This is a genomic window from Roseobacter sp., assembly GCF_024639605.1.
GTDB lineage: Bacteria > Pseudomonadota > Alphaproteobacteria > Rhodobacterales > Rhodobacteraceae > Roseobacter.
On the sequence record NZ_JAHEHZ010000052.1, the window covers coordinates 1 to 22,458 of the forward strand.

At 61.4% G+C, this 22,458-nt stretch carries 24 protein-coding genes; 15 read left to right on the forward strand and 9 right to left on the reverse strand.

Annotated features, from left to right (window positions below; all coding sequences use genetic code 11):
* Positions 1-168: 168 nt before the first annotated feature.
* The 4 genes from metG to Q0M35_RS08830 all read right to left on the reverse strand — a co-directional run bounded on the left by metG (position 169) and on the right by Q0M35_RS08830 (position 4,551).
* Entirely contained in the window at positions 169-1,890 is a 1,722-nt protein-coding gene (gene metG / locus Q0M35_RS08815) for a methionine--tRNA ligase (protein WP_295314262.1), read from the reverse strand.
* Positions 1,891-1,958: 68 nt separating this feature from the next.
* On the reverse strand, positions 1,959-3,209 hold the full coding sequence (locus tag Q0M35_RS08820) for an MFS transporter (RefSeq protein WP_295314304.1): 1,251 nt from the start codon (positions 3,207-3,209) through the stop codon (positions 1,959-1,961).
* A gap of 65 nt (positions 3,210-3,274) precedes the next feature.
* Complete coding sequence (locus Q0M35_RS08825; RefSeq protein WP_295314264.1) at positions 3,275-3,871, reverse strand: YceI family protein; 597 nt, start codon at positions 3,869-3,871, stop codon at positions 3,275-3,277.
* Between the two features lie 62 nt (positions 3,872-3,933).
* Positions 3,934-4,551 (reverse strand): hypothetical protein, encoded by a 618-nt coding sequence (locus Q0M35_RS08830; protein ID WP_295314266.1) that lies wholly within the window; start codon positions 4,549-4,551, stop codon positions 3,934-3,936.
* A gap of 128 nt (positions 4,552-4,679) precedes the next feature.
* Between Q0M35_RS08830 and Q0M35_RS08835 the strand changes: the two genes are divergently transcribed.
* On the forward strand, positions 4,680-5,723 hold the full coding sequence (locus tag Q0M35_RS08835; protein WP_295314268.1) for an aldo/keto reductase: 1,044 nt from the start codon (positions 4,680-4,682) through the stop codon (positions 5,721-5,723).
* Here the strand turns inward: Q0M35_RS08835 and Q0M35_RS08840 are convergent.
* Positions 5,717-6,643: a helix-turn-helix domain-containing protein gene (locus Q0M35_RS08840; protein WP_295314270.1), complete on the reverse strand. Its 927-nt coding sequence runs from the start codon at positions 6,641-6,643 to the stop codon at positions 5,717-5,719. The genes Q0M35_RS08835 and Q0M35_RS08840 overlap by 7 nt on opposite strands.
* 106 nt (positions 6,644-6,749) lie before the next feature.
* On the opposite strand from Q0M35_RS08840, the gene Q0M35_RS08845 reads away from it, so the two are divergent.
* Genes Q0M35_RS08845 through Q0M35_RS08865 form a run of 5 tightly spaced genes read left to right on the forward strand, consistent with a single transcriptional unit; the run spans position 6,750 to position 11,333 of the window.
* Positions 6,750-7,664, forward strand: a complete 915-nt coding sequence (locus tag Q0M35_RS08845; protein WP_295314272.1) for a 3-keto-5-aminohexanoate cleavage protein — start codon at positions 6,750-6,752, stop codon at positions 7,662-7,664.
* Positions 7,661-8,158, forward strand: coding sequence for a hypothetical protein (locus Q0M35_RS08850; protein ID WP_295314274.1), 498 nt, complete (start codon positions 7,661-7,663; stop codon positions 8,156-8,158). The genes Q0M35_RS08845 and Q0M35_RS08850 overlap by 4 nt, the downstream gene beginning before the upstream one ends.
* On the forward strand, positions 8,155-9,630 hold the full coding sequence (locus Q0M35_RS08855) for a carnitine 3-dehydrogenase (RefSeq protein ID WP_295314276.1): 1,476 nt from the start codon (positions 8,155-8,157) through the stop codon (positions 9,628-9,630). Before Q0M35_RS08850 ends, Q0M35_RS08855 begins: the two co-directional genes overlap by 4 nt.
* Positions 9,627-10,373: an SDR family oxidoreductase gene (locus Q0M35_RS08860; RefSeq protein WP_295314278.1), complete on the forward strand. Its 747-nt coding sequence runs from the start codon at positions 9,627-9,629 to the stop codon at positions 10,371-10,373. Before Q0M35_RS08855 ends, Q0M35_RS08860 begins: the two co-directional genes overlap by 4 nt.
* 42 nt (positions 10,374-10,415) lie before the next feature.
* Positions 10,416-11,333: a DMT family transporter gene (locus tag Q0M35_RS08865; RefSeq protein WP_295314280.1), complete on the forward strand. Its 918-nt coding sequence runs from the start codon at positions 10,416-10,418 to the stop codon at positions 11,331-11,333.
* 6 nt (positions 11,334-11,339) lie between these two features.
* Here Q0M35_RS08865 and Q0M35_RS08870 read toward each other — a convergent pair whose 3' ends face one another.
* Both Q0M35_RS08870 and Q0M35_RS08875 read right to left on the reverse strand, forming a co-directional pair.
* The gene (locus Q0M35_RS08870) at positions 11,340-12,047 is read right to left on the reverse strand and encodes an NUDIX hydrolase (RefSeq protein ID WP_295314282.1); all 708 of its coding nucleotides are present in this window, start codon (positions 12,045-12,047) and stop codon (positions 11,340-11,342) included.
* 36 nt (positions 12,048-12,083) lie between these two features.
* A complete protein-coding gene (locus tag Q0M35_RS08875; RefSeq protein ID WP_295314306.1) occupies positions 12,084-12,425 on the reverse strand; it encodes a DUF983 domain-containing protein in 342 nt (113 codons plus the stop codon).
* A gap of 279 nt (positions 12,426-12,704) precedes the next feature.
* Between Q0M35_RS08875 and Q0M35_RS08880 the strand changes: the two genes are divergently transcribed.
* From Q0M35_RS08880 to Q0M35_RS08895, 4 genes are all read left to right on the forward strand, one after another.
* Positions 12,705-13,151, forward strand: coding sequence for an EF-hand domain-containing protein (locus Q0M35_RS08880; RefSeq protein WP_295314284.1), 447 nt, complete (start codon positions 12,705-12,707; stop codon positions 13,149-13,151).
* A 64-nt stretch (positions 13,152-13,215) separates the two neighbouring features.
* Positions 13,216-13,803: an RNA polymerase sigma factor gene (locus Q0M35_RS08885; protein ID WP_295314286.1), complete on the forward strand. Its 588-nt coding sequence runs from the start codon at positions 13,216-13,218 to the stop codon at positions 13,801-13,803.
* Positions 13,787-14,164, forward strand: coding sequence for a hypothetical protein (locus tag Q0M35_RS08890; RefSeq protein WP_295314288.1), 378 nt, complete (start codon positions 13,787-13,789; stop codon positions 14,162-14,164). The genes Q0M35_RS08885 and Q0M35_RS08890 overlap by 17 nt, the downstream gene beginning before the upstream one ends.
* 3 nt (positions 14,165-14,167) lie before the next feature.
* The gene (locus tag Q0M35_RS08895) at positions 14,168-14,650 is read left to right on the forward strand and encodes a periplasmic heavy metal sensor (protein WP_295314290.1); all 483 of its coding nucleotides are present in this window, start codon (positions 14,168-14,170) and stop codon (positions 14,648-14,650) included.
* A 38-nt stretch (positions 14,651-14,688) separates the two neighbouring features.
* On the opposite strand, the gene Q0M35_RS08900 is transcribed toward Q0M35_RS08895, so the two are convergent.
* Positions 14,689-16,092: a diguanylate cyclase gene (locus Q0M35_RS08900; protein WP_295314292.1), complete on the reverse strand. Its 1,404-nt coding sequence runs from the start codon at positions 16,090-16,092 to the stop codon at positions 14,689-14,691.
* Between the two features lie 96 nt (positions 16,093-16,188).
* On the opposite strand from Q0M35_RS08900, the gene Q0M35_RS08905 reads away from it, so the two are divergent.
* The 5 genes from Q0M35_RS08905 (at position 16,189) to Q0M35_RS08925 (ending at position 20,523) form a co-directional block, all read left to right on the forward strand.
* Complete coding sequence (locus Q0M35_RS08905) at positions 16,189-16,473, forward strand: DUF3572 domain-containing protein (protein WP_295314294.1); 285 nt, start codon at positions 16,189-16,191, stop codon at positions 16,471-16,473.
* Positions 16,470-17,165, forward strand: coding sequence for an HAD family hydrolase (locus Q0M35_RS08910; protein ID WP_295314296.1), 696 nt, complete (start codon positions 16,470-16,472; stop codon positions 17,163-17,165). Before Q0M35_RS08905 ends, Q0M35_RS08910 begins: the two co-directional genes overlap by 4 nt.
* Positions 17,166-17,274: 109 nt before the next feature.
* The gene (locus tag Q0M35_RS08915) at positions 17,275-18,837 is read left to right on the forward strand and encodes a trimethylamine methyltransferase family protein (RefSeq protein ID WP_295314297.1); all 1,563 of its coding nucleotides are present in this window, start codon (positions 17,275-17,277) and stop codon (positions 18,835-18,837) included.
* Between the two features lie 97 nt (positions 18,838-18,934).
* The gene (locus Q0M35_RS08920; protein WP_295314298.1) at positions 18,935-19,522 is read left to right on the forward strand and encodes a heme NO-binding domain-containing protein; all 588 of its coding nucleotides are present in this window, start codon (positions 18,935-18,937) and stop codon (positions 19,520-19,522) included.
* A complete protein-coding gene (locus tag Q0M35_RS08925; RefSeq protein ID WP_295314300.1) occupies positions 19,519-20,523 on the forward strand; it encodes a diguanylate cyclase in 1,005 nt (334 codons plus the stop codon). The genes Q0M35_RS08920 and Q0M35_RS08925 overlap by 4 nt, the downstream gene beginning before the upstream one ends.
* 242 nt (positions 20,524-20,765) lie before the next feature.
* Here Q0M35_RS08925 and Q0M35_RS08930 read toward each other — a convergent pair.
* Positions 20,766-22,458 (reverse strand): bifunctional diguanylate cyclase/phosphodiesterase (locus tag Q0M35_RS08930; protein ID WP_295314302.1); only part of this gene is annotated, 1,693 nt, incomplete at its 5' end.

The following is a 22,458-nucleotide window of genomic DNA, read 5'->3' on the forward strand; positions in this document are numbered from 1 at the left end:
CCGCGGCCTGCGGCCGCCGCGCCGGTGGTCGCCGGGAATACAGCGCTGGATCTTGAAACAACAGAGGAGGTTGACGACGGTTGGGAAGAGTTCTGAGGCCGGATGCGGCGCCGGTGAGCCATCTTCCGAAGGATGTGCAAGGGGGAGTTGCACCCTTACGTGCTCAGCTTACGACGCAGTCGTTCCTCCGAACCGTTGCTGCCATTCCTCGCGTTGCTCATCAGTAATCTTGGCAAACAGAACCTCCGGAACTTCAAAACTGTGACCCGGCTCCATCGCGGTGAGAAAGTCTGTGAGATCGCCCGGCCAGGCCGGACTGTGGGCGCGCATGGCCGATACGATCGTCGCCGATGCATCAGGGATAAAGGGAGATGAAAGAACACCAAAAAGACGCGCCAGATTGAGACCCAGACGCGTTTGCATCGCGGCGGTTTCAGGATCAGATCTGAATGTGCTCCAGGGCGCAACAGTCTGAAGATATTCGTTGCCGCTCGCCCAGATACCACGCAGTTCCTGTGCCGATTTTCGGACCTCCATATTCTCAAGGCAGGATTCATAGCGTTGAATGCGAGCGGAGATGTCGGCGACGAGAGCATTCTCCGTTTCTCCCCAGGCACCGCCGGCCGGAACAGATTCCGAGAATTTTGACCTGCAGAACTTCGTAATCCGGCTCACAAAATTGCCCAGAACGTCCGCCAGATCCTTATTGACCGACACCTGGAAGTTTTCCCAGGTGAATTCCGCGTCGCTGTTCTCCGGCGCGTGGCTGAGCAACCACCAGCGCCAGTAGTCAGGCGGCAGGATGTCCAGCGCCTGATCCATAAAGACACCGCGCCCCTGAGACGTCGAAAACTGACCGCCGTCGTAATTCAGATAATTGAACGATTTCAGATGATCGACCATCTTCCAGGGCTCACCCGAGCCCAGGATCGTCGCCGGAAAGCTCAGCGTGTGAAAGGGAACATTGTCCTTCCCCATGAACTGGGTATAGCGCACATCACCGGCCCCCTTGTCAGTGCGCCACCAGCGTTCCCATGCCGAGGCGTCAAGTCCACCGGCCTCAGCCCATTCTCCGGCGCAGGCGATGTATTCGATCGGTGCATCAAACCAGACGTAAAAAACCTTTCCTTCCATGCCCGGCCAGTCCTCGTTGCCCCTGCGGACCGGAATGCCCCAGTCCAGGTCCCGGGTAATCCCGCGATCCTGCAAACCATCCCCGTCGTGCAGCCACTTTTTGGCGATAGACGTCGTCAGCACCGGCCAGTCGGTTTTGGTGTCGATCCAGGCTTCGAGATCCTCTTTGAGCGCTGACTGCCGCAAATAGAGGTGTTTGGTTTCGCGGACTTCCAGATCTGTGGAGCCCGATACGGCCGAGCGCGGATCAATCAGGTCAGTGGGGTCGAGCTGTTTGGTACAGTTCTCACACTGGTCGCCGCGCGCACGGTCATAACCACAGTTTGGGCACGTGCCTTCAATATAGCGATCCGGCAGAAAGCGTCCGTCCGCAATAGAATAAACCTGTTTTTCACTAACTTCACGAATGAGGCCTGCATCAGCGAGGCGGCCTGCAAAATGCTGCGTCAGGGCATGGTTCTGCGGGCTTGAGGACCGGCCGAAGTGATCAAAGGACAGCCGGAAGCCCTCTGCGATCCTGGCCTGAATCGCATGCATATCGGCGCAGTACTCGGCAACGGGCTTGCCCGCCTTTGCCGCGGCAAGCTCTGCAGGTGTGCCGTGTTCGTCGGTTGCACATAAAAACAGAACCTCGTTGCCGCGTGCACGCTGATACCGGGCAAATAGATCGGCAGGCAACTGGCTGCCGACCAGATTTCCGAGGTGTTTGATCCCGTTGATGTAGGGGATCGCGGAGGTAATCAGATGGCGCGCCATAAGGAAGTCCCGTCGTCACAGTTTCCGCTGTTCTCTATCGCAGCTTTTGCCTGAGGGCTACGCAGAATTCAGCCTGAGCCGTCTTTGCCTTTGGTTTCATCGCTCACACGTCTGCGCCGGTTCAGCCGTCCGATGATAAAGGAGGTGCGCGGCGCATAGGCATAACGCGTTTTGTCTGCCGGCGCGGGGCGCGCGCGCATACGTGTCAGACCAAAGATAACCAGCAGAAAATGCCCCGCCGCGATCATCACGAAGAGTGCTTTGGGCCCGAAATTGTCGATCAGCAGCGACGCCATATAAGGCGCTGCAATGGCACCAAGTGCGAAGTAAAACATCAGTGCCGCGGAAAGTTCGACACGCTCGTCGTCGCTGGCAAAGTCATGTGCATGTGCTGCAGCAACCGAGTAAATCGGAAAAGTCGTGAGACCAAAAAGACCTGCGGTCAGAAGGATGCCTGTTGTGCCGGATCCGCTGGATAAAACAGTGATTGCTGAGCTTGCGATGGCTGCAACCGACAACCAGATCAGCACTACACGCCGGTCGAATTTATCGGCGAGCCAGCCCACCGGGTATTGTGCGATGGCTCCGCCCAGAACAAATGCAGACAAAAACCATGCGATCTGGTCCGTGCTAAGCCCGACTTCCTGGCCGTAAAGCGGGCCGACCATCCGGAACGACGCGCTGGACAGGGCAGCCACCAGAACCGCTGCCGCCGCGAGGGGCGAGCGCTGATGTGCCAGTGCGGGTCGCAGGCGCGGCGAGGCCGGTGTTGCAGGTTGCTTGACCGTGGTCAGGGTCAGCGGCAGCAAAGCCGCGCAGCACAGGATGGCAAGCAGGTTGTAAGAGACATAAGAAGCGGGTGCCAGCACGCTGATGATCATCTGAGCTGCCAGAGAACCGGTCATATCAACGACGCGGTAAACGCCCATGGTGCGTCCGCGGGTCTCATTGGTCACCTTGGCCTGCAGCCAGGCTTCGATCACCGTATAGCATCCCGCCACGCACAGACCCGACCCGACCCGCATCAGCGCCCAGGCCCAGGGATCGACCACCATCATGTGGCTCATCAGCCCGATGGAACCGGCGGCGGTGAAGGCGGCAAAGGCGCGCGAATGCCCGACAGTGCCCATCAGCCGCGGCGCCCACCAGCATCCGATAAAAAAGCCCAGAAAATGCGCAGAGCCGAGGATACCGATTTCCTGGCGGGTAAAGTCGAGTGCTATGCCTGAAAGTGCGTCGAGCGGGCCAACGCCGCCCGAAGAAAGCTGCAGCAGGATGACCGAGAGAAAAAGAGCGGCAAAGGAAATCAGCAGGCGCATAGTCTCAACAGCCATAGGCGATGTCCGGCGCGCGCCTTGTGGTTATTCGACAAATCGCGTCGTTTTCAACCCCGGGCGCGAATTTCCGCGTGAATATCGAGGGCCACAATGTCTGCAACCAGATCGGGATAGCCGGTGGCGCCGAAATCGCGGCGGTTCAGGCTGCCGGTCAGATCGACATAGAGAAAAGACAGATCATCCGGCGCGCTGCCGGCCGGACGGCTGAGAACCGCATCGAGTGTGAGGGGCCAGGTGACGCCGCGCAGGGTGAGATCGCCGGTGATTGTGGCGCCTTCCGAGATGCGCCCCCGCGCCCCAAGGCGGATCCGGGTAGAGACAAACTGCGTCAGAGGATAGGAAGCCGCATCGAGTACCGAAGGGCTGAGCAGGGCCTGGGTGACCGGCGCAAAACCTGTGCGCGCTCTGCTGATGTCTGCTGTGACGCTTGCCGAGGAGGCCGCGAGGTCGTCGGTGTCGACGCGGATATCGGCCTGTGAAACGGGCACTTCGCCGGTCTGAGCGGTGCCGCCCACGTCAAACCGGAAAAGAATGCGCGACCGGTCAGGCAACAGGTCATAGGCACGCGGGGCAGCCGCGGCAGGGCAGGCGCACAGGGCAAGCCCGCCTGCGATCAGCGCGCGTCGTGTCGGTGTCAGTGTCATGCAGCTGCCTTTTTACTGCGCATTCTTAGTATGTAAGGCGCGGTAAAGGTTTATCAGCGCTGTCACGCCGTTTTGATCTGTGGAAACGGCATGGTGGCCACGCGCCCGATGTCCCATCCGCGTTGCGGTGCCGTGCGCGCCCGCAATCTTTCCAGCCGCCAGTTTTCCTGACCGGCGCTGTGCGCAGGCGCAAGCTGCCAGCGGGTCTCCACCCCTGCTGCACCGCCTGTGCCAGGCGTCAGCAGGAGGCCCAGCGGCGCATATGCACCCTCTTTTGCACCGGTTTCCGCCGCAAGATGCATCCGCCGCACCTGCGTGAGCCCGGGCAGGCCGGGCAGATCGCCCACCGCCAGCGCCACAGCGCCCGCGCGCAGAATTTCCTCCATCGTCCAGAGCAGATCTTCGGTGCGGCGGGGGGCTACGAAAATCAGTCGCGCGGGATCGATCCAGTCGCGGACCCCCTCACCGTTGAGCGCATCACGGCTGTAGGACGGGGCCACCCAGAGCACCGGCCCGCTCGTTTGCGCCGCGATCCACATCGCAAGGGTCCGGCGTGCAATGCCACAGGCCTCATGAACGCGCGCACAGGCCAGTTCCAGTTCCGGCGCGCCGGGCAGCATGGCGATGCCAGGCGTCGGCCGGGCAGGGCTGCGGGTCAGAAGAGGATGCGGTCCGGACATATGCCCACTCTATGATGTTCCTGATTTGTTCTCAACATATTTTCTGTCAGCCCAGGCCTGCGGAAAGCTGCTTGCCCGGAGCGGCTGAACGGCTACAGTCCGCCCGGACACCACAAAGGAATGCCGCCATGAAGATGAAGTCGCTCGGACGCACGGGTATCGAAGTCTCTGAACTCTGTCTGGGGTCCATGACATGGGGCACTCAGAACACCGCCGAAGAAGCGCATGATCAGATCGACCGGTCACTCGAGGCGGGCATAAACTTCATCGATACTGCCGAGATGTATCCCGTCAATCCGATCAGCGCCGAGACCATTGGCCGGACCGAACGTATTATCGGCCTGTGGATCGAACGGGACGCGCGCCGCGAGGACGTAGTCCTGGCCACCAAACATTCGGGTGAAGGCATGTCTCATGCGCGGGACGGCGCCCCCATCAGTGCGGCCACGATTCCTGAGGCAATCGAGGGATCGCTGCGACGGCTCAAAACCGATTACATCGATCTCTATCAGTTCCACTGGCCTAATCGTGGCAGCTATATGTTCCGCAAAAACTGGACCTATGATCCGTCGCCGCAGCTGTTGCTCGACACTGCGGGACATATGGAAGAGGCACTGGAGGCGCTTGAAAAGGAAGTGAAACGCGGCACGATCCGATCCTTCGGGCTGAGCAATGAAAGCGCCTGGGGTACGACCCGCTGGCTTGATACCGCAACCCGCAAAGGCGGCCCGCGCGTGGCCTCGGTCCAGAACGAATATTCTCTGCTCTGCCGGCTTTACGACACTGACATGGCCGAGATGAGCGTGCAGGAAGACGTCGGTCTTTTGTCATTTTCGCCGCTTGCCGCCGGCCTGCTCACCGGAAAATACCAGAACGGCGCACTGCCTGACGGCTCGCGGATGACGCTTAACAGTGATCTGGGCGGGCGCAAAACCGAACGGGCTTTTGCCGCGGTTGATGCCTACCTGGCCATCGCGCAGAAACACGGTCTTGATCCCACACAGATGGCGCTGGCCTGGTGCAACACCCGTCCGTTTATGACCTCGGTTATCTTCGGCTCAACGACAATGGAGCAGCTCGAAGTCTGCCTTGGTGCGGCAGATCTTGAGCTGAGCGATGAGGTGATCACCGAGATCGATGCGGCACACCGGGCCCATCCGATGCCTTACTGAGCCAGTCCGCTGCGCGCCCGGTGCCTTCGCGCGCTCAGCCCGAAGCGGGCGGTATAGGCGCGTGCAAAGGATGATTGTGAGTTAAACCCGGTCGCCAGCGCCACATCATGCAGCGGCCGACGTGTCCGGCAGACCAGCCGTTCCGCTTCCGCGAGACGCAGCGCCAGATAATGTGCCCGCGGGCTGACCCCCGGACCTTTGCGGAAGTGCATCTGCAGCGCCCGCAGACTGAGGCCGAGACGGCGTGCGATCTCCTGCAGCGTCAGCGGATCTTCCAGATGTGCCTCCATCAGAGTCTGCGCCCGGGCGGTGATCCCGCTCATATCGCGCAGACCGCCCCGGCGGTGCTGCGGTCCTGGTGGCAAAGACCCGATGTCATAGATAAAACTGCCGGCAATCTTTTCCGCAAGAGCCGTGCCGTGACGGCGCCCGATCAGACGCAGCATCATGTCAATCGCCGGTGCGGCGCCGCCGCTGGTCAGCCGGTCACCGCTTTCAACAAACCGTGCATTAACGGTTACGGTCTCCGGAAAGGTCTGTGCAAAGGTTTCCAGATCCTCCCAGTGTGTTGTGGCGCGGTGCTGCCTGAGAATGCCTGCCCGGGCCATTATCCAGGGACCCCCGTCAATGCCCGCCACTGTTTCGGCACGTGCCGTCAGTCGCCTGATGCCCGCACAGAGTGCGGGCGTCGCCTGTGCCTCCAGATCGAACCCCGCGACCACCAGCAGAAGATCGACAGCCGCCGTGCGGTGCAACGGGTTGGCCGGCACGCGCAGACCGCTGGTCAGCATCACATCTGCCGCACCCGGGGTCACGAAATCCCAGTCAAAGAGCGTGCGCCCGGCCTGCCGGTTCGCCGCGCGCATCGGGTCCACGGCTGCTGCCAGCGACAGCGTATTGGACCCGTCGAGAACGAGCACCGCCGTCTGCGTTATTATTTCGTGTCGCGGCAAAATGATTTCGCTTTGTGCAAAGTTCCTCTCCGGTTTCTGCGACATCATTGCCCCGGATACAAGGGAGAGAACCATGCCGCTCACGATGAACAAGGACGTTTTTATCACCTGTGCGGTCACAGGGTCGGGCGGCACCCAGGGTCGCAGCCCGCACGTACCGCGCTCGCCGCAGCAGATAGCCGACAGCGCGATTGCCGCCGCAGAGGCCGGCGCCGCCGTTGTTCACTGCCACGTGCGGGACCCCGACAGCGGTGCACCGAGCCGGGATCTGGGCTTGTACCGCGAGGTCACTGACCGTATCCGCGACGCGGATATTGATATTGTGCTCAACCTGACGGCGGGCATGGGGGGCGATATGGTTTTCGGCGATACCGAAAGCCCGCTGCCCCTGCAGGAAGCCGGCACGGATATGATCGGTGCCTCGGAGCGGGTGGCCCATATTGCGGCCTGTCTGCCTGAAATCTGTACGCTTGATTGTGGCACGATGAATTTTGCCGAATCCGATTACGTTATGACGAACACGCCGGGCATGCTCACGGCGATGGGCACTATGATGACAAAACTTGGTGTGAAGCCCGAGATCGAGGCCTTTGACACCGGGCATTTGTGGTATGCAAAACAACTGGTTGCTGATGGCGTGCTGGAAAGCCCCGCATTGGTTCAGCTGTGCATGGGGGTGCCCTGGGGCGCGCCGGATGATCTCAATACTTTTATGGCGATGGTCAATAATGTGCCAGACGACTGGGTGTTCTCAGCCTTCGGGCTGGGGCGGCATCAGATGGCCTATGTCGCGGCCGCAGTGCTCGCGGGCGGCAATGTGCGCGTCGGGCTGGAGGATAATCTCTGGCTGGAAAAAGGTGTGCTGGCCGAAAACTGGCAACTCGTGGAACGCGCGGGCAGCATCATCGAGAATATGGGCGCGCGGGTGATCGGGGCCGCAGAGGTGCGCGGGAAACTGGGGCTGACCAAGCGGGCTCCGGCCGCATGATACGCAGAGGTCTGCGGCACTTCCCGGCCTGTCTGGCCCTCATCATTCTGACCGCCTGCACGCCGGCCCCGACCGGTGTGCGTGATACATCGGTGCCGATGGGGGCGACCACGCGGTTTGACCCGCTGCGGTTTGAAGGGGCCTGGCAGATTGTCGCAAGCTTTTATCCGGTGCGCGCGGGGCCGCTGACGGTCACTGTGGCGCCTGAGGTTGTCGGGGTATCGCTGGCCAGCAACAGCGTGCCCGAAATTGTCGGGTTTTACGATCTCGGCAGCCCTGGCGTGCTGATCCCGCGTACCCCGGGTGCGGAAACGCTGGTGGTGATGTGGGTCGATGAGGAATTTCAGACCGCGGCCCTTGGCACCCCCTCGGGCAGCTTTGGCGCGGTTCTCAACCGAAGTGCGACGATTACGCCGGACAAGGGCGTGGCCGTGCGTGAGATCTTTGAATTTTACGGCTGGGACGTTAGCCGTTTGAAAAGGACCTACAAATGAAGAAAACAGCGGCGGTGATCGGCGGTGGCGTGATCGGTGGCGGTTGGGCCGCGCGTTTCCTGCTGAATGGCTGGGATGTGCGGGTGTCGGACCCGGACCCGGAGGCAGAGCGCAAAATCACACAGGTATTGGAAAATGCACGCCGGTCATTGCCCGGTCTGAGCGATGCTTTGCTGCCTCCTGAAGGGCAGCTGAGTTTCGCGGCGTCGCTCGAAGAAGCTGTCGAGGGGGCGGGCTGGGTGCAGGAAAGCGTGCCCGAAAGGCTCAACATCAAACACGCGGTCTATGCGCGGGTCGAGGCCGTTACCGGCGGCAGGACAATCATCGGCTCGTCGACCTCCGGTTTCAGGCCCTCACAACTGGTGGAGGGTGCGGCGCATCCCGGCGCGATCATGGTCTGCCATCCCTTTAATCCGGTGTACCTTCTGCCGCTTGTGGAACTGGTGCCTGCCCCGCAGGCCACGCCCGCGCAGATCGATGAGGCCCGCGAGGTGATCGAATCTCTGGGCATGTACCCGCTGCATCTGAAAAAAGAGATCGATGCCCATGTGGCCGACCGGTTTTTAGAGGCGGTCTGGCGCGAGGCGCTCTGGCTGGTCAAAGACGGCATCGCCACGACGGCCGAGATAGACGACGCGATCCGCTACGGGTTTGGGATCCGCTGGGCGCAGATGGGTCTTTTTGAGACCTACCGCGTGGCCGGGGGAGAGGCCGGTATGAAGCATTTCATGGCGCAGTTCGGTCCGGCACTCAAATGGCCCTGGACAAAGCTGATGGATGTGCCTGAATTTAACGACGAGCTGGTAAATCTCATTTCTGATCAGTCGGATGCGCAGTCCGGCGCACATAGCATTCGCGCACTCGAACGCATCCGGGATAACAATCTGGTGGCCATGCTGCGTGCACTTAAAGCGCAGGACCAGGCGGCGGGCGCGCTGCTGAACGCGCATGAAAAAACGATCCGTGCCGGCACCATCCTCAACGCCCGCGCGGCGGATATCGCCGAGCCGGCTCTGCCGGTGGTGACCCTGCATCGCGCAGTGCCCCTCGACTGGACGGATTACAACGGGCATATGACCGAAAGCCGCTATCTTGATGCTTTTGCGCAGTCAACGGACCGCTTTATGGAGATAATCGGCTGCGACGCGGAATATATCGCGGCGGGAGGCAGCTATTTCACCGCCGAGACCCACATCCGGCATCTCGGAGAGGTCAACGCCGGCGATGTGATCTGCGTTCGCACCCGCGTGCTGCAGGGTGGCGGCAAAAAAATGCACCTCTGGCACGAAATGTATCTGGGTGAAGAACTGGTGGCCACGGGCGAGCACTTTCTGCTGCATGTGAGCCTTGAGACCCGCAAACCTGTCGATGCAGGTCCGGCGGTGGACGCCGCCCTGCGCCGTTTTGCCGACGCTCAGGCCGGATTGCCACGGCCCGAAGGGGCCGGTCGCGCCATCGGTGCGCCACGGTGAAACGCGCGCTGATCACGGCAGGGGCATCGGGCATCGGCCTTGCCATGGCGCAGGCTTTTGAGCGCGCGGGATATGAGGTGCATGTCACCGATATCGATGCCGCAGCCCTCGGGAACTGTCCGGCGCACTGGGGCCGGCACCAGGCAGATGTCACCGATGAGGTGCAGATGGCGGACGTGATTGGCGCTACGGGCACGCCCGATGTGCTCTGTGCCAACGCCGGCATTGCCGGTCCGACGGCGCTGGTGGAGGATATCGCGCTCAGCGACTGGCGCCGCTGCGTGTCTGTGAACCTCGAGGGCGCTTTCCTGGCCGCATCAAAAGCGGTGCCCGAGATGAAAGCGGCAGGACGCGGCGCGATCATTTTCACCTCGTCGACTGCCGGCATTTACGGTTATCCCAACCGCGCGCCATACGCGGCGGCCAAATGGGCGGTGATCGGATTGATGAAAACGCTCGCAATGGAGCTTGGTCCCTTTGGAATCCGCGTCAACGCGATCTGTCCCGGGTCCGTGGAGGGTGACCGGATGGAAGGCGTGCTGGCCCGCGAGGCGGCAATCAAGGGCATGACGCGCGATGAGGTCTATGCCGGATACGCTGGCGGCACCTCGATGCGCCGGTTTGTTACCGCAGAGGAAATCGGGGATATGGCGGTTTTTCTGGGCTCGGACGCGGCGCGTAGTGTCTCGGGGCAGGTCATTGCGGTGGACGGGCATACCGAAAACCCCGATCCAAAGCTCTGATCAGGGCTGGCACGCGTCTGCATTCTGCGTCATGAGAACCCCATGAGCGGTATATCCACAGATCTCTGGGTGCTTGCCTCGCTGGCTGCGGCGGCGTTCCAGACCCTGCGGTTTATGCTGCAAAAGGTGCTCTCGACAGCCGTTCTGAGCCCCACGGGTGCCACGTTTGCGCGGTTTTTCTATTCCGCGCCGGTGATTGCGGTGCTTGTGGCGTTCTATATGGCGGGCACCGGTCAGGCGTTGCCCGCCACGGGTCTGTTGTTCTGGGGATGGGCGCTGACCGGTGCGCTGGCTCAGGTCACGGCCACCATCTTTGTCGTTACGCTCTTTAAATCGCGAAACTTCGCCGTGGGTGTGACGCTGATGAAAACCGAAGTGATCCTGTCGGTGATCATCGGTCTTGTGCTGCTGGGAGAGGGGGTAAGCCTTGCAGCCTTCGGTGCTATTGCGCTGGGGCTTGTCGGTGTGCTGCTGCTTTCGACACCGCCGCAGATTGCAGGCGGGCCGCGCTCGAGTATGTTTAATCGCGGCATTGCGCTGGGGCTGGGGTCGGGCGTGCTCTTCGCAGTGTCGGCCGTGTGCTATCGCGGCGCCTCTCTTGAATTGCAGACCTCTGATCCGCTGTTGCGCGCAGGGTTGACGCTTGCTGCGGTGACGGGCGCGCAGATGACCGGTATGGCGCTCTGGCTCTGGTTGCGCGACGCGCCGCAGATTGCCGCTGTCTGGCGCGCGCGCCGCGTGGCGGGCTGGATCGGTGTGACCTCGATGGCCGGATCGTTCTGCTGGTTTCTCGCCTTCACCCTGCAGACCGCCGCCTACGTCAAAGCTGTGGGCCAGGTCGAACTTGTGCTCAGCCTGCTGGCCTCACGGCTCTTTTTCGGCGAGCGCAGCACAGTGCGCGAACTGACGGGCATGGCGGTGATCTGCGGGTCGATCATCAGTCTCGTTCTTGTGATCTGAGCCTGTCTACTCGGTCATCCGGTGCCCGCGCAGGCGCAGAAACAGGCTTTCTTCATCATTGTTTTTGAAAAACGGCACCGAAGCCGGCGGGTTTGTGTCGCCGACCCGCCCTTGTATTTCGGCCAGAACCACCTCGGTGATGAAAGGCATATCAAACGAGCGCGCCCGTTCAAGCGGCACCCATTGCAGATGGCTGAGTTCATCGGAGGCTGCCGAAAAATCATCCGGATCCGAGCGCAGCGCCTCTGCATCCACCAGAAAAAACCGTGCATCAAAGCGCCGTGGCCGCCCGGGAGGTGTGAGAGCCCGGAACACGAACTGCAGCGCGGAAGCATCCGGCACATGACCGGTGGCCGCAAAGCTCTGCCAGTCGGGCGGCACATCTCCGGGCCAGGAGCAGGGATGACCCAGCACCAGGCCGGTTTCCTCCCAGAGTTCGCGGACAGCAGCGGCGGCCAGCGCTCCGGCCAAGCCCGGGGCGGCATCTTCGGACAGCCGGTCAGCACAAACCTCGGGCAGGGGGGCTGCCAGCGGCACCTGAGCGTCGCCGGTATCCACAGCGCCACCGGGAAAAACGAACTTGTTGGGCATAAATACCGCTTTTGCTCCGCGCTGTCCCATCAGAATGCGCGGGTTGCTCAGCCTGTCGCGCAGCACGATGACTGTGGCGGCATTCCGGATGCGGGTTTTATCTTCTGCGCTCGGCAAGCTCATGCCCGGTCCCCTTCGCGAAGCAGGCATCAGGGCGGGTCAGGCGATATTGCCAAAACCTCCCATGCCGCGGGCCCACTGGTAGCCCACCATGGCACCTTTGAGTCTCGGAAGAAGGTACAGAGAGAGGGCCACACAGCCAACCGCAAAGAACGAAAAAAGCACCAGCGGATCGGGCCGCCAGGTGACAAACGCGAGATGCAGCAGCGGGGCCATCATATGGCCGACAAAAAGAATGGTCAGATAGGCGGGGCCATCATCGGCGCGATGGTGATGAAGCTCTTCGCGGCAGACCGGGCAACTGTCATTCACCTTCAGATAGGATTTCAGCAGAGGTCCGTTTCCGCAGTGCGGGCACCGGCGCTTCCAGCCACGCACCATCGAGCGGCGCGTGTCACGCTTTGCCTCTGCAGGGGCGCTGGTTCGCGGCGCGCGTGTAAGGGTATCGCCGTCCTGGCTGATCTTTTCCATGGTCTTTTCCTGTCCTGGAAACTCATCAATGCGCCTTTACGCGCCAGGATAAAAGATGACGAGCGGTCGCTGCGGCGGGATGTCGCGAAGACTGCGCAAAAAAAGTGCGACGGAAATGGTGTCGCTCTGCGTGGAACATGTATCGCCTCCCGAAGAGGGGGCTGGCAGAGATCTCAAAGGAGAGACCAGATGAAACACAAAGCATTTATCGCACTGATTGTCGGGGCAAGCGTATCGCTTGCTGCAGGCGTGGCAATGGCAAAGGACCACCGCACTCAGGGTGCCGCATTCGAGACGCTGGACGCCGACGGCGACGGCCGGATTACCCGCGCCGAGGCCGAAGCGGTGGCTGCGGGCCGGATGGCCGCAGCCGACACGGACGGGGACGGCGCCCTCAGCCTCGCGGAGATCGAAGCGCGCGGTGCGGCGCGGGCAAAAGAGCGGGCCGCGCGCATGATGGAGCGTCTGGACGCAGATAAAGACGGCAGGCTCACCGCCGAAGAGATGCGCGCCGGCAAAGGTGCGGGACGGATGTTTGACCGTGCCGATGCCGATGGTGACGGGGTCATCACAAAAGCCGAGTTTGACGATGCCCGCGAAAAGATGCGCCGCCGTCATGGTCGCGACGCCGGCTGATCCGGTCTGATGCGGCGCCGCTTGATTGCGGCGTCGCAGCCTCGTAACCCTGTCCGGGATGGTTATGCCGCGCGACGATTTCGCCTCACTTTCAGATGACGCACTTCTGCTCATATTTGCGCAGGGAGATGACCAGGCGTCCCGGACCCTGACGGCGCGGTTGCTGCCGCGGGTCTACGGCCATGCAAAGCGTCTTCTGGGGGATGCGGCCGAGGCCGAAGACGTGGCGCAGGAGGCGATGTTGCGGCTCTGGCGCATGGCGCCTGACTGGCGGCAGGGCGAGGCAAAGGTGACGACCTGGCTTTACCGGGTGACGGCGAACCTGTGTACCGACCGGCTGCGCAGGCGCCGCGGTACCGCTCTGGATGAAATCGCCGAACCTGCAGACCCGGCGCCGGGAGTGCTGGCGCAGATGCAGACGCGGGCGCGCGGCGAGGCGTTGCAGGCAGCACTTGACCTGCTGCCCGACAGGCAGAGACAGGCGGTGGTGCTGCGCCATATCGAAGGGCTCAGCAACCCTGAGATCAGTGCTGTGATGGATATCAGCGCACGGGCGGTGGAAAGCCTGACCGCGCGCGGAAAAGGGACCCTGACGGCCTTGCTGGCCGGGCGGCGTCCGGAACTGGGGTACAGTGATGACGACACCGGATGATGATGTGATGAAGGCGCTGGATGCGCTGCTGCACGAGGCCGCAGTCGAGGACGTGAGACTTCCTGACGGGCTGACGGCGCGTGTTCTCGCGGATGCGCGAGACGTGCAGACAGGCCGTGGAAAAGTGGTCGCAAAGCCACAGCGTGAGGGGTTTTTTGCGCGTTTGCAGGCCATTATGCCGGGTGGCTGGCCCGGGGCAGGCGCTCTGGTCGCGGCGACCTGCGCGGGCTTCTGGATCGGGATCAGTCCGCCCGCGGCACTGCCTGATCCGGGTGGCGCGCTTTTTGAAACCGGAACTGTAACGACCTGGGACGGCCCTGTTGATCTGGCCGGGTTTGGCTGGGCTGTGGAAGAGGAATAGATCATGCAAAATGATGCAGAGCAGAGACCCCGTGTGCCCGGACGCAGGATGAAACTCCTTCTGGGGCTGTCGGTGGCGCTCAATCTGGCCTTTGTCGGGCTGCTTGCAGGGGCCTTTTTGCGGCACGACCCGATGGCGGGACGGGGCGGGCCGCAGGCCTATGCATGGCCCTATATGGCGGCACTTGAGCGTGAGGACCGCCGCGCAATGTTCCGCGCCCTGCGCGACGAACGCAAAGCAACCTTCCCCGAGCGCGGATCGCGGCGCGCGATGTATGACGATGTTGTGCGGGCCATGCGGGCTGATCCCTTCGATGCGCAGGCTCTGCAGGCTGCGGTGGACCGTCAGGCAGGGATCGGCGTTGCTTTTCAGCAAAGCGCCCGGGCAGCCTGGCTTGAGCTGGTAGCTGACATGAGCGATGCCGAGCGCGCGGCGTATGCCCGGGGTGTGGAAGAGGCGCTGAGCCGCCGGAAAAAGCGCAAGTGATGCATCAGAACCGCCGCGTAATCTCTTGAAATATCTGATCAGGCGGCGGGCCGGCTCATTGTGACCTGATTGCGGCCCTGCACTTTGGCTTCGTAGAGCGCCTTATCCGCCGCATCGAGAAGAAAATTGGCATCGCGGTCGCGTTCACAGGCGTTTTTCCCCTGCAGCCCGCCGATGGTCACCCCGATTGAGATTGTCACTGTGATCGGGTCAGGCGCGCCCGGGATGGTAAACCCGATGCCGCCTATCCGGCGGCAGATCCTGCGCGCGGCGACCCGGGCTTCGGTCAGCGGCGTGGCCGGCATGACGATCAGAAACTCCTCACCCCCGATCCGCGCGACAAGATCGACACCGCGCAGGTTCTCGCGCAGACGCCGTGCGGCCTCCACGAGTACCGCGTCGCCCGAGGCATGGCCGTAAAGGTCGTTGATACGCTTGAAGTGGTCGAGATCCGCCACCATCACCGCAAAGCTGCGCCCGGTGGCTGCTGAATGTTCGGCCACGCGGGCCAGATGGGGCATGGCGTAACGCCGGTTGTGCAACCCGGTGAGCGGGTCGGAAACAGCGGCCTTGAGCCCGGTGCGCACGGTTGCGCGCAACTGGTCGGCAAGCCGTTTGCGGCGCAACATCGCTTTGACACGCAGCGCCATTTCAGTGACCTCGAACCCGTCTGTCATCAGATCGTCGGCGCCCAGATCGAGTGCATATGCGCCAAGCCCGGGATCCGGGCTGGGCTGCAGCACGAGGATGCCGGCATGCCGTGTGATCGCCGTGGCCCGGATGGCAGCAAGCAGGCGCAGTACCTCGCCGGAATGATTTTCTTTGTCTTCCAGCACGAGCACAAAGATATCCGGCACCTTGCCCGGCATCAGATCGCGCAGAGCCGTCTCAGGAGCGGCATAGCGCAGGCCGCTGCGCAGCACCGGCGTCAGCTTGCTCATCCAGCCCTGGATGCGGGCGCTGTCCGCGCCGACCATGATCACCCGCCCCGGCGGGCCAAAATCAGCGGGGTCTTCGGCGAAGCCGAGCGCCCGCGAAGTGTCTTCGCGCATTTTCCATTCCGCTGCTGTGTTATGCGCCCTGATCAGGCTGCGCACGCGCGCCAGAAGCAGCGTGTCATCGATGGGTTTGAGCATCACGTCATGCACGCCGGCTTCGAGCGCTTTGAGCCGGCTGTCTGCATTAGGCCGGCAGCCGATAACCATCATCGGGATCGCCCGGGTCTGGGGGTTACGCTGCAGCTTTTGGCAAAGCTCGGCGGAATCGCAGTCGGGCAGGGCCATCGCAGAGATGATCAGATCCGGGTCATGCCGCAGGGCTGCGACGCAGGCCTCATCAGCGGTCGCGGCCTGGACAACTTCGTAAAACGCGGATGCCAGCTTGACCTTCAGCACAATGCGATTTGTGGAAATGGCATCAACGATGAGGATTTTGCCCTGCACGTGTGATCATCCTTTTCCTTGCATCATCCGGTAATCGACATTGCCGTTCAATTGGTTAACAAAGAGTTTCCGGAAACGTTAAAATGTGAGAGCTTTATGTCCCTTACGCGGGAAAACGCCGAAGTGGTTGCACTGCAGGTGCTGGGCTGGCTGGCAGGCAATGACGAATTGCTACCGGTTTTTCAGGGGTCTACAGGCGTTTCCGAAAGCGATATCAGAGCTGGTGCGGCAGATCCCGCGTTTCTGGGGTCGGTCCTGGACTTCGTGCTGATGGACGATGCCTGGGTGGTGGCGGCCTGCGACTCGGCCGGGTTGCGGTATGAGATGCTGCCGGCGGCGCGCCGGGCGCTGCCGGGCGGCGATGAGGTGCACTGGACATGACCCCGGTACGCGGTGTGCTCTTTGACAAAGACGGCACGCTTTTCGATTTTGCGCGGACCTGGGAGGCATGGGCGGTCTCTTTCCTGACGCGGCTTGCACCGGAGCGTGAACACCGGATCCGGCTCGGGACGGCGATCGGGTTCGACGTTATAACGGGAGAATTCAGCCCCGGCAGTGTGGTGGTTGCCGGTACGCCCGGAGAGGTCGCGGCGGTTCTGGCCCGTCACCTGCCGCAGTATTCGGCGGGATCTCTTGTGGAGGTTATCAACGCAGAGGCCGAAGCCGCGCCCCAGGCCGAAGCCGTGCCGCTCGTGCCGTTGCTGGAACAGTTGCGTGCCGCCGGTCTGATGCTGGGCGTGGCAACAAATGACGCCGAACGCCCTGCACGCGCACATCTTGATCAGGCCGGGGTGACGGGGTTTTTCGATTTCATTGCAGGCTTTGACAGCGGGCATGGCGCAAAACCGGAGCCCGGTCAGCTTCACGCCTTTGCCGGGGCGACCGGGCTGGCACCGGATCAGATTGTCATGGTCGGTGACAGCACTCATGATCTGCACGCGGGCAGGGCTGCTGGCATGCGCTGTGTCGGGGTTCTGACAGGGCTTGCCCCGGCGGAAGTGCTCGCCCCTCATGCGGATGTCATTATGGACAATATCGGCGGCCTGCCGGCCTGGCTCGCGACGCAGGGCTGAAACGGCGCTCCTGTGCTCAAAAACGACGCACAGGGTCGCGAACGGGACGGCCCTTATGGTGCGCCTCTGGCCTTCTCAGGGGGCTTTTCGCCCAACGAAGGATAGTCCCATGGCCGACGCACCCACCAGACGCAGAACCCGCGGCGGCGGCCGTTCCGGTGCCGCCACGCGCCGCGGGTCCGCCGTGATCCAGCAGATGCCCTGGAAGCCACCGGTCAACACCGATGCCCCGACCGAGCCGCTCTCGCCGGAAGGCGTCGAGGCGATCCATGACGGGGCCATGCGCATTCTGGAAGAGATCGGCATTGAGTTTCTCAATGAGGAAGCTGTTGAGATCCTGCGCAAAGAAGACTGCACCGTCAACGGAACCAACGTGCGCATGGGCCGCGAAATGGTGATGGAATGGATCAGTAAAGCGCCGTCGGAGTTTACACTTACCCCGCGCAACCCGGACCGCAAAATCACCATCGGCGGGCGCAATCTGGTGTTCGGCAATGTCTCCTCGCCGCCCAATTACTGGGATATGCACTTCGGCACCAAGGTGCCCGGCACCCGCGAGATGTGCCGTGATCTTCTGAAGCTGACGCAATATTTTAACTGCATTCATTTCGCTGGCGGCTATCCGGTCGAACCGGTCGATATCCACGCCTCTGTGCGCCACCTTGATGTGCTTTTTGACAAGCTCACCCTGACCGACAAGGTCATGCACGCCTATTCACTCGGCAAAGAGCGGGTGGAGGACGTCATGGAGATGGTCCGCATCAGCCAGGGACTGTCCCACGAGGAATTTGATGCCAGCCCGCGGATGTATACCAATATCAACTCGACGTCGCCGCTCAAACACGACTATCCGATGATGGATGGCTGGATGCGCATGGCGCGGCGCGGTCAGGGGCTCGTGGTCACCCCCTTCACGCTTGCGGGGGCCATGGCGCCGGTGACGATGGCAGGCGCTGTGGCACAGTCGCTGGCCGAGGCGCTTTGTGCGGTGGTGCTGGCGCAGATCATCCGTCCGGGCTGTCCGGTTGCGATCGGCACGTTCACGTCGAACGTGGATATGAAATCGGGTGCGCCGGCTTTCGGCACGCCGGAATACATGCGTGCCACGCAGATGACCGGGCAGCTTGTGCGTTTTTACGGTCTGCCGATGCGCTCTTCGGGCGTCTGCGCGGCCAACGTGCCCGATGGACAGGCGATGTGGGAGACATCAAACAGTCTCTGGGCTGCCGTGCAGTCCGGTACGAATATGGTGTATCACGCCGCCGGCTGGCTTGAGGGCGGGTTGATTGCAAGCCCTGAGAAGTTCATCATGGACTGCGAAGTCCTGCAGCAGATCCAGCGCTATATGGAGCCGGAAATCTGCGCCACCGGTCCTGATGAGATCGCTCTCGACGCCATTAAATCGGTTGGCAACGCAGGGCATTTCTTTGGCATTCAGCATACCCAGGACCGCTATACCACGGCCTTTTATCAGCCCTTCCTCAGTGACTGGAAAAACTATGAGGGCTGGGAGGCCGCAGGCGCTGTCTGGACACCCGAACGCGCGCATCTGATGTTCAAAGAGATCACTGCCTCTTTCGAGCCGCCTTCGATGGACGTGGCCATCCGGGATGAACTTGCAGATTTTGTCGCCCGTCGGAAGTCGGAAGGTGGCGCCCCGACAGATTTCTGAAAAGTGTAATTATTTCAATGGCTGATCGGGTTTCTCCTGGGTAAATCTTAACCGGTGTGCGTCACCCTGCCTGTGGGATATTGGGAATGAGGCGTTCATGCACGGGTTGGTAAACCGGGCGATCCAGAGATTTGTCACCGACAGTTACGGCGCGGCGCAATGGCGGGCTGCGACCGACCGTGCGGGTCTCGGGTTCTCGGAGTTTGAGGCAATGTGGTCTTATGACGACGCGATCACTCCGCGTGTGCTGGAGGCCGTCTGCGATGTGCTCGACCGCGGTTATGACGAGCTGCTAGAGGATATCGGTACATATCTGGTGTCGCACCCGGGCGTTGAGGCGCTGCGCCGTCTTTTGCGGTTCAGTGGTGTCAGCTTCATCGAATTCCTGCATTCACTGGATGATCTGCCCGACCGTGCGCGGCTTGCCGTCTCCGATCTGGAGCTGCCGGACATTGCGCTGCGCGAACACGCGGCTGGCAGCTATACGCTTCTGGTGCGCGGGCAGTTGCCGGGATGCGGTCATCTGTTCATGGGTGTCCTGCGCGCCATGGCGGATGATTACGGCGCACTGGCCTTTCTTGAGCATAAAGGCACCGAAGACGGCGCAGAGGTTGTTGCCGTTACTCTGCTCGAAACAGAATTTGCCGAGGGACGCGGGTTTGATCTCGGTGCGCGTGCAGGATGAGTGAGCAGGAGGCCTGTTTCGGAATGCTGGACGTGCTCTGTCCGATGCATGTGGTGGTGGGTCCGGACGGGCGGATTGCGCATGCGGGGCCAACGGCCTGCAAATTCTGGCAGGAGGGTGATCTCAGAGGGCGGAAATTCATCGAAGTATTTGATATCCGCCGCCCGCGACCGGTTGCTGACGGAGTCGAACTGGTGGCCCTCTCGGGTGCCAAGCTGCACATCAGGTTGCGTGTACCGCCTCACCGGGAACTCAAAGGCGTCGCGGTGGCGGGACCTTTGCCACAGCATGTGACGGTAAACCTGTCGTTCGGGATTTCCGTTGTCGATGCCATCCAGGACTACGACCTGACCGCCGCGGATTTTGCTGCCACCGACCTGACCATCGAGATGCTCTATCTGGTCGAGGCGAAATCGGCAGCAATGGAGGCCTCTCATCAGCTGAATCAGCGTCTGCAGTCTGCGCGGGAGGCAGCAGAGGAACAGGCCGTGACCGACCCGCTGACCGGTCTGAATAACCGGCGGGCGATGGATGCGGTGCTGGCTCAATACATCAGCGCGGGCCGGAGTTTTGCGCTCATGCAGATCGATCTGGATTTCTTTAAGGCCGTAAATGACACCTTCGGGCATGCAGCAGGCGATCACGTGCTGCTCGAGGTGGCTCGCATCATGATGGACGAAACCCGCGCCGCAGATACCGTGGCCCGGGTGGGCGGTGATGAATTTATCATTCTGTTGCACGGCGATCTTGACCGCGACACGACCGCACAGATCGCGCATCGCATCATTAGCCGGATGACGACGCCCATTCCTTTTGAGGGAGCAATCTGCCGGATTTCTGCAAGCATCGGCTCTGTGCAGAGTACTGACTACATCAGACCGACGGCCGATCAGGTGCTTAAAGACGCGGATGAGGCACTCTATCACTCAAAACGCACCGGGCGGGAACGTCACACGTTTTTTGCAAGCCTTGAGCCGGACCGGCAATCTGCGCAGATGTGACCCCCCCCGTTTGGTGCTGGTCTCAGCGACCAGAACCCGGGAGGTACGACCTGCTTCAGGTGTCCGGCGGATCAACAGGGGCTGAATTGATCCGAAAGTGTCAGCATTTCCCGGAAAAACGGGCAGAAAGAGGTCGGGCCGCATTCTCTGAGCGGCACACTGGCCATCGGCATGAGCTGCTCAACCGGTTTCACCTGAATTTCTTTCTAAACACCGTCCGGCACGTGCAGCGCTTGCCAGTCTCAGCAGGCCCTTTCGGTCATCGGGCCAGTGCAATGCTGTTCAAGCCACATCTGCATCTCATCTCGCGGCATCGGGTGGGCCAGGACAAATCCCTGGATTTCGTCACCCCCCAGCGCGCTGATGATGTCGCGCTGCTCAATGGTTTCGACCCCCTCCACCAGGCAGACCGCACCGGTGAGCTTCGTAAAATCAATGAGAACTTTGAGGATGTCCCGGCTGCTCTGAGAATGCCCGATCCCGCGAACGAAAAAACGGTCGATTTTGATCCTGTCGGGGTTCAGGGAGACAACTGTGCTGATGGCGGCATGCCCGGTGCCGAAATCGTCTATCTCGACCCCGATACCCATCTCCCTGAGCCGGTCAGTATTCCATTTCAGCGCGTCATCATCATCCGCGAAAACAGTCTCCAGCATTTCAAAAGATATCCGGCCACGCGGCAGGTCTATCCGGTTGGTAAGCTCCTCAAGCAGGTCTTTCTGGCGCAGCCGGGACATCGAAACATTAACGGAAATCCGCGGCAGGTGCAGGCCGTTCTGATCCCACTGTTTCAGTGCCTGAAGGGCCTGATCCAGGATGCCTCGGTCGAGTTCCGCCAGTAGCCCAAGCTCTTTGGCGAGAGGAATGAAATCGCCCGGCGAGACAAGCCCGTGTTCAGGATGATGCCAGCGCGCAAGAACCTCGCAGCCGGACAGCGTATTGGAGGAAAGAGAAAACTGCGGCTGAAAGTACGCCGAAATGGCACCGTCTCTGAGTGCGGTTCGAAATTCTTCGAGGACCCGTAACCGCTGATCATGGGTGTTGCCAAGTGCCTCAGTATAAAAGGTAACACGGTTGCGCCCGCTTTTCTTTGAACGATAAAGCGCAATATCCGAGCGCCTTACAATCTCACGCGGCGGGGTGTTATCACTGGTCATTTCGACCCCGATGCTGACGCCCACAATCAGCGATACAGCACCGAAATCAACGGGTCGCGCCAGATCAGTGAGCAGACCACGCACGTCTTCTCTGAAGTGTGCCGCATCTTCGAGGGCACACCATATGACGAATTCATCGCCTCCAATCCGGAATATCCGCGCCTCAGAACCGGCCGCGAAATGCTGAAGCCGCCTCGCTGTGCTGATCAGCACAAGATCGCCGGCCTCGTGCCCATAGGTGTCGTTAATCTCCTTAAACCGGTCCATGTCGATGCTCAGACAGGCGCTCTGACGTGATGTGCTGTGCCGTTCGTCCCCGGTGAGTTCTGCCATAAACCGCTCAAATGACATCCGGTTGCCAAGCTCCGTCAGGGCATCGGTGGAGGATGTCCGCTCCACCTGCCACAGCAGGTGCTGCCCGCGGATTGAAATTGCTGAAAAAAGCCAGAACACCGAGGACGCGGAAATCAGCAACCCGATGATAACCGAAAAGGCAACGATCAGCGACTTATCCACGCCGTAAACGATAAGCATCAGCCGCAGACCATAAGCGATTGTAATTGCGCAGAAAGGCAAAATCATGATCAACCGGAAATCAAACGCCCGGACCCTGGCGATACGGTTCAGCCTGATTGCAAAGTATCCGGCAAGTCCCCCGTTGATCAGAGAGCTGGAGACGAACACCGCGCCTGCGCTGTCTGAAATGATCGCAAGAGCGCTTTGGAGCACGCCAATCGCGATGGCGATCGCCGGCCATGTCCTGCCTGCAGATTTGCGT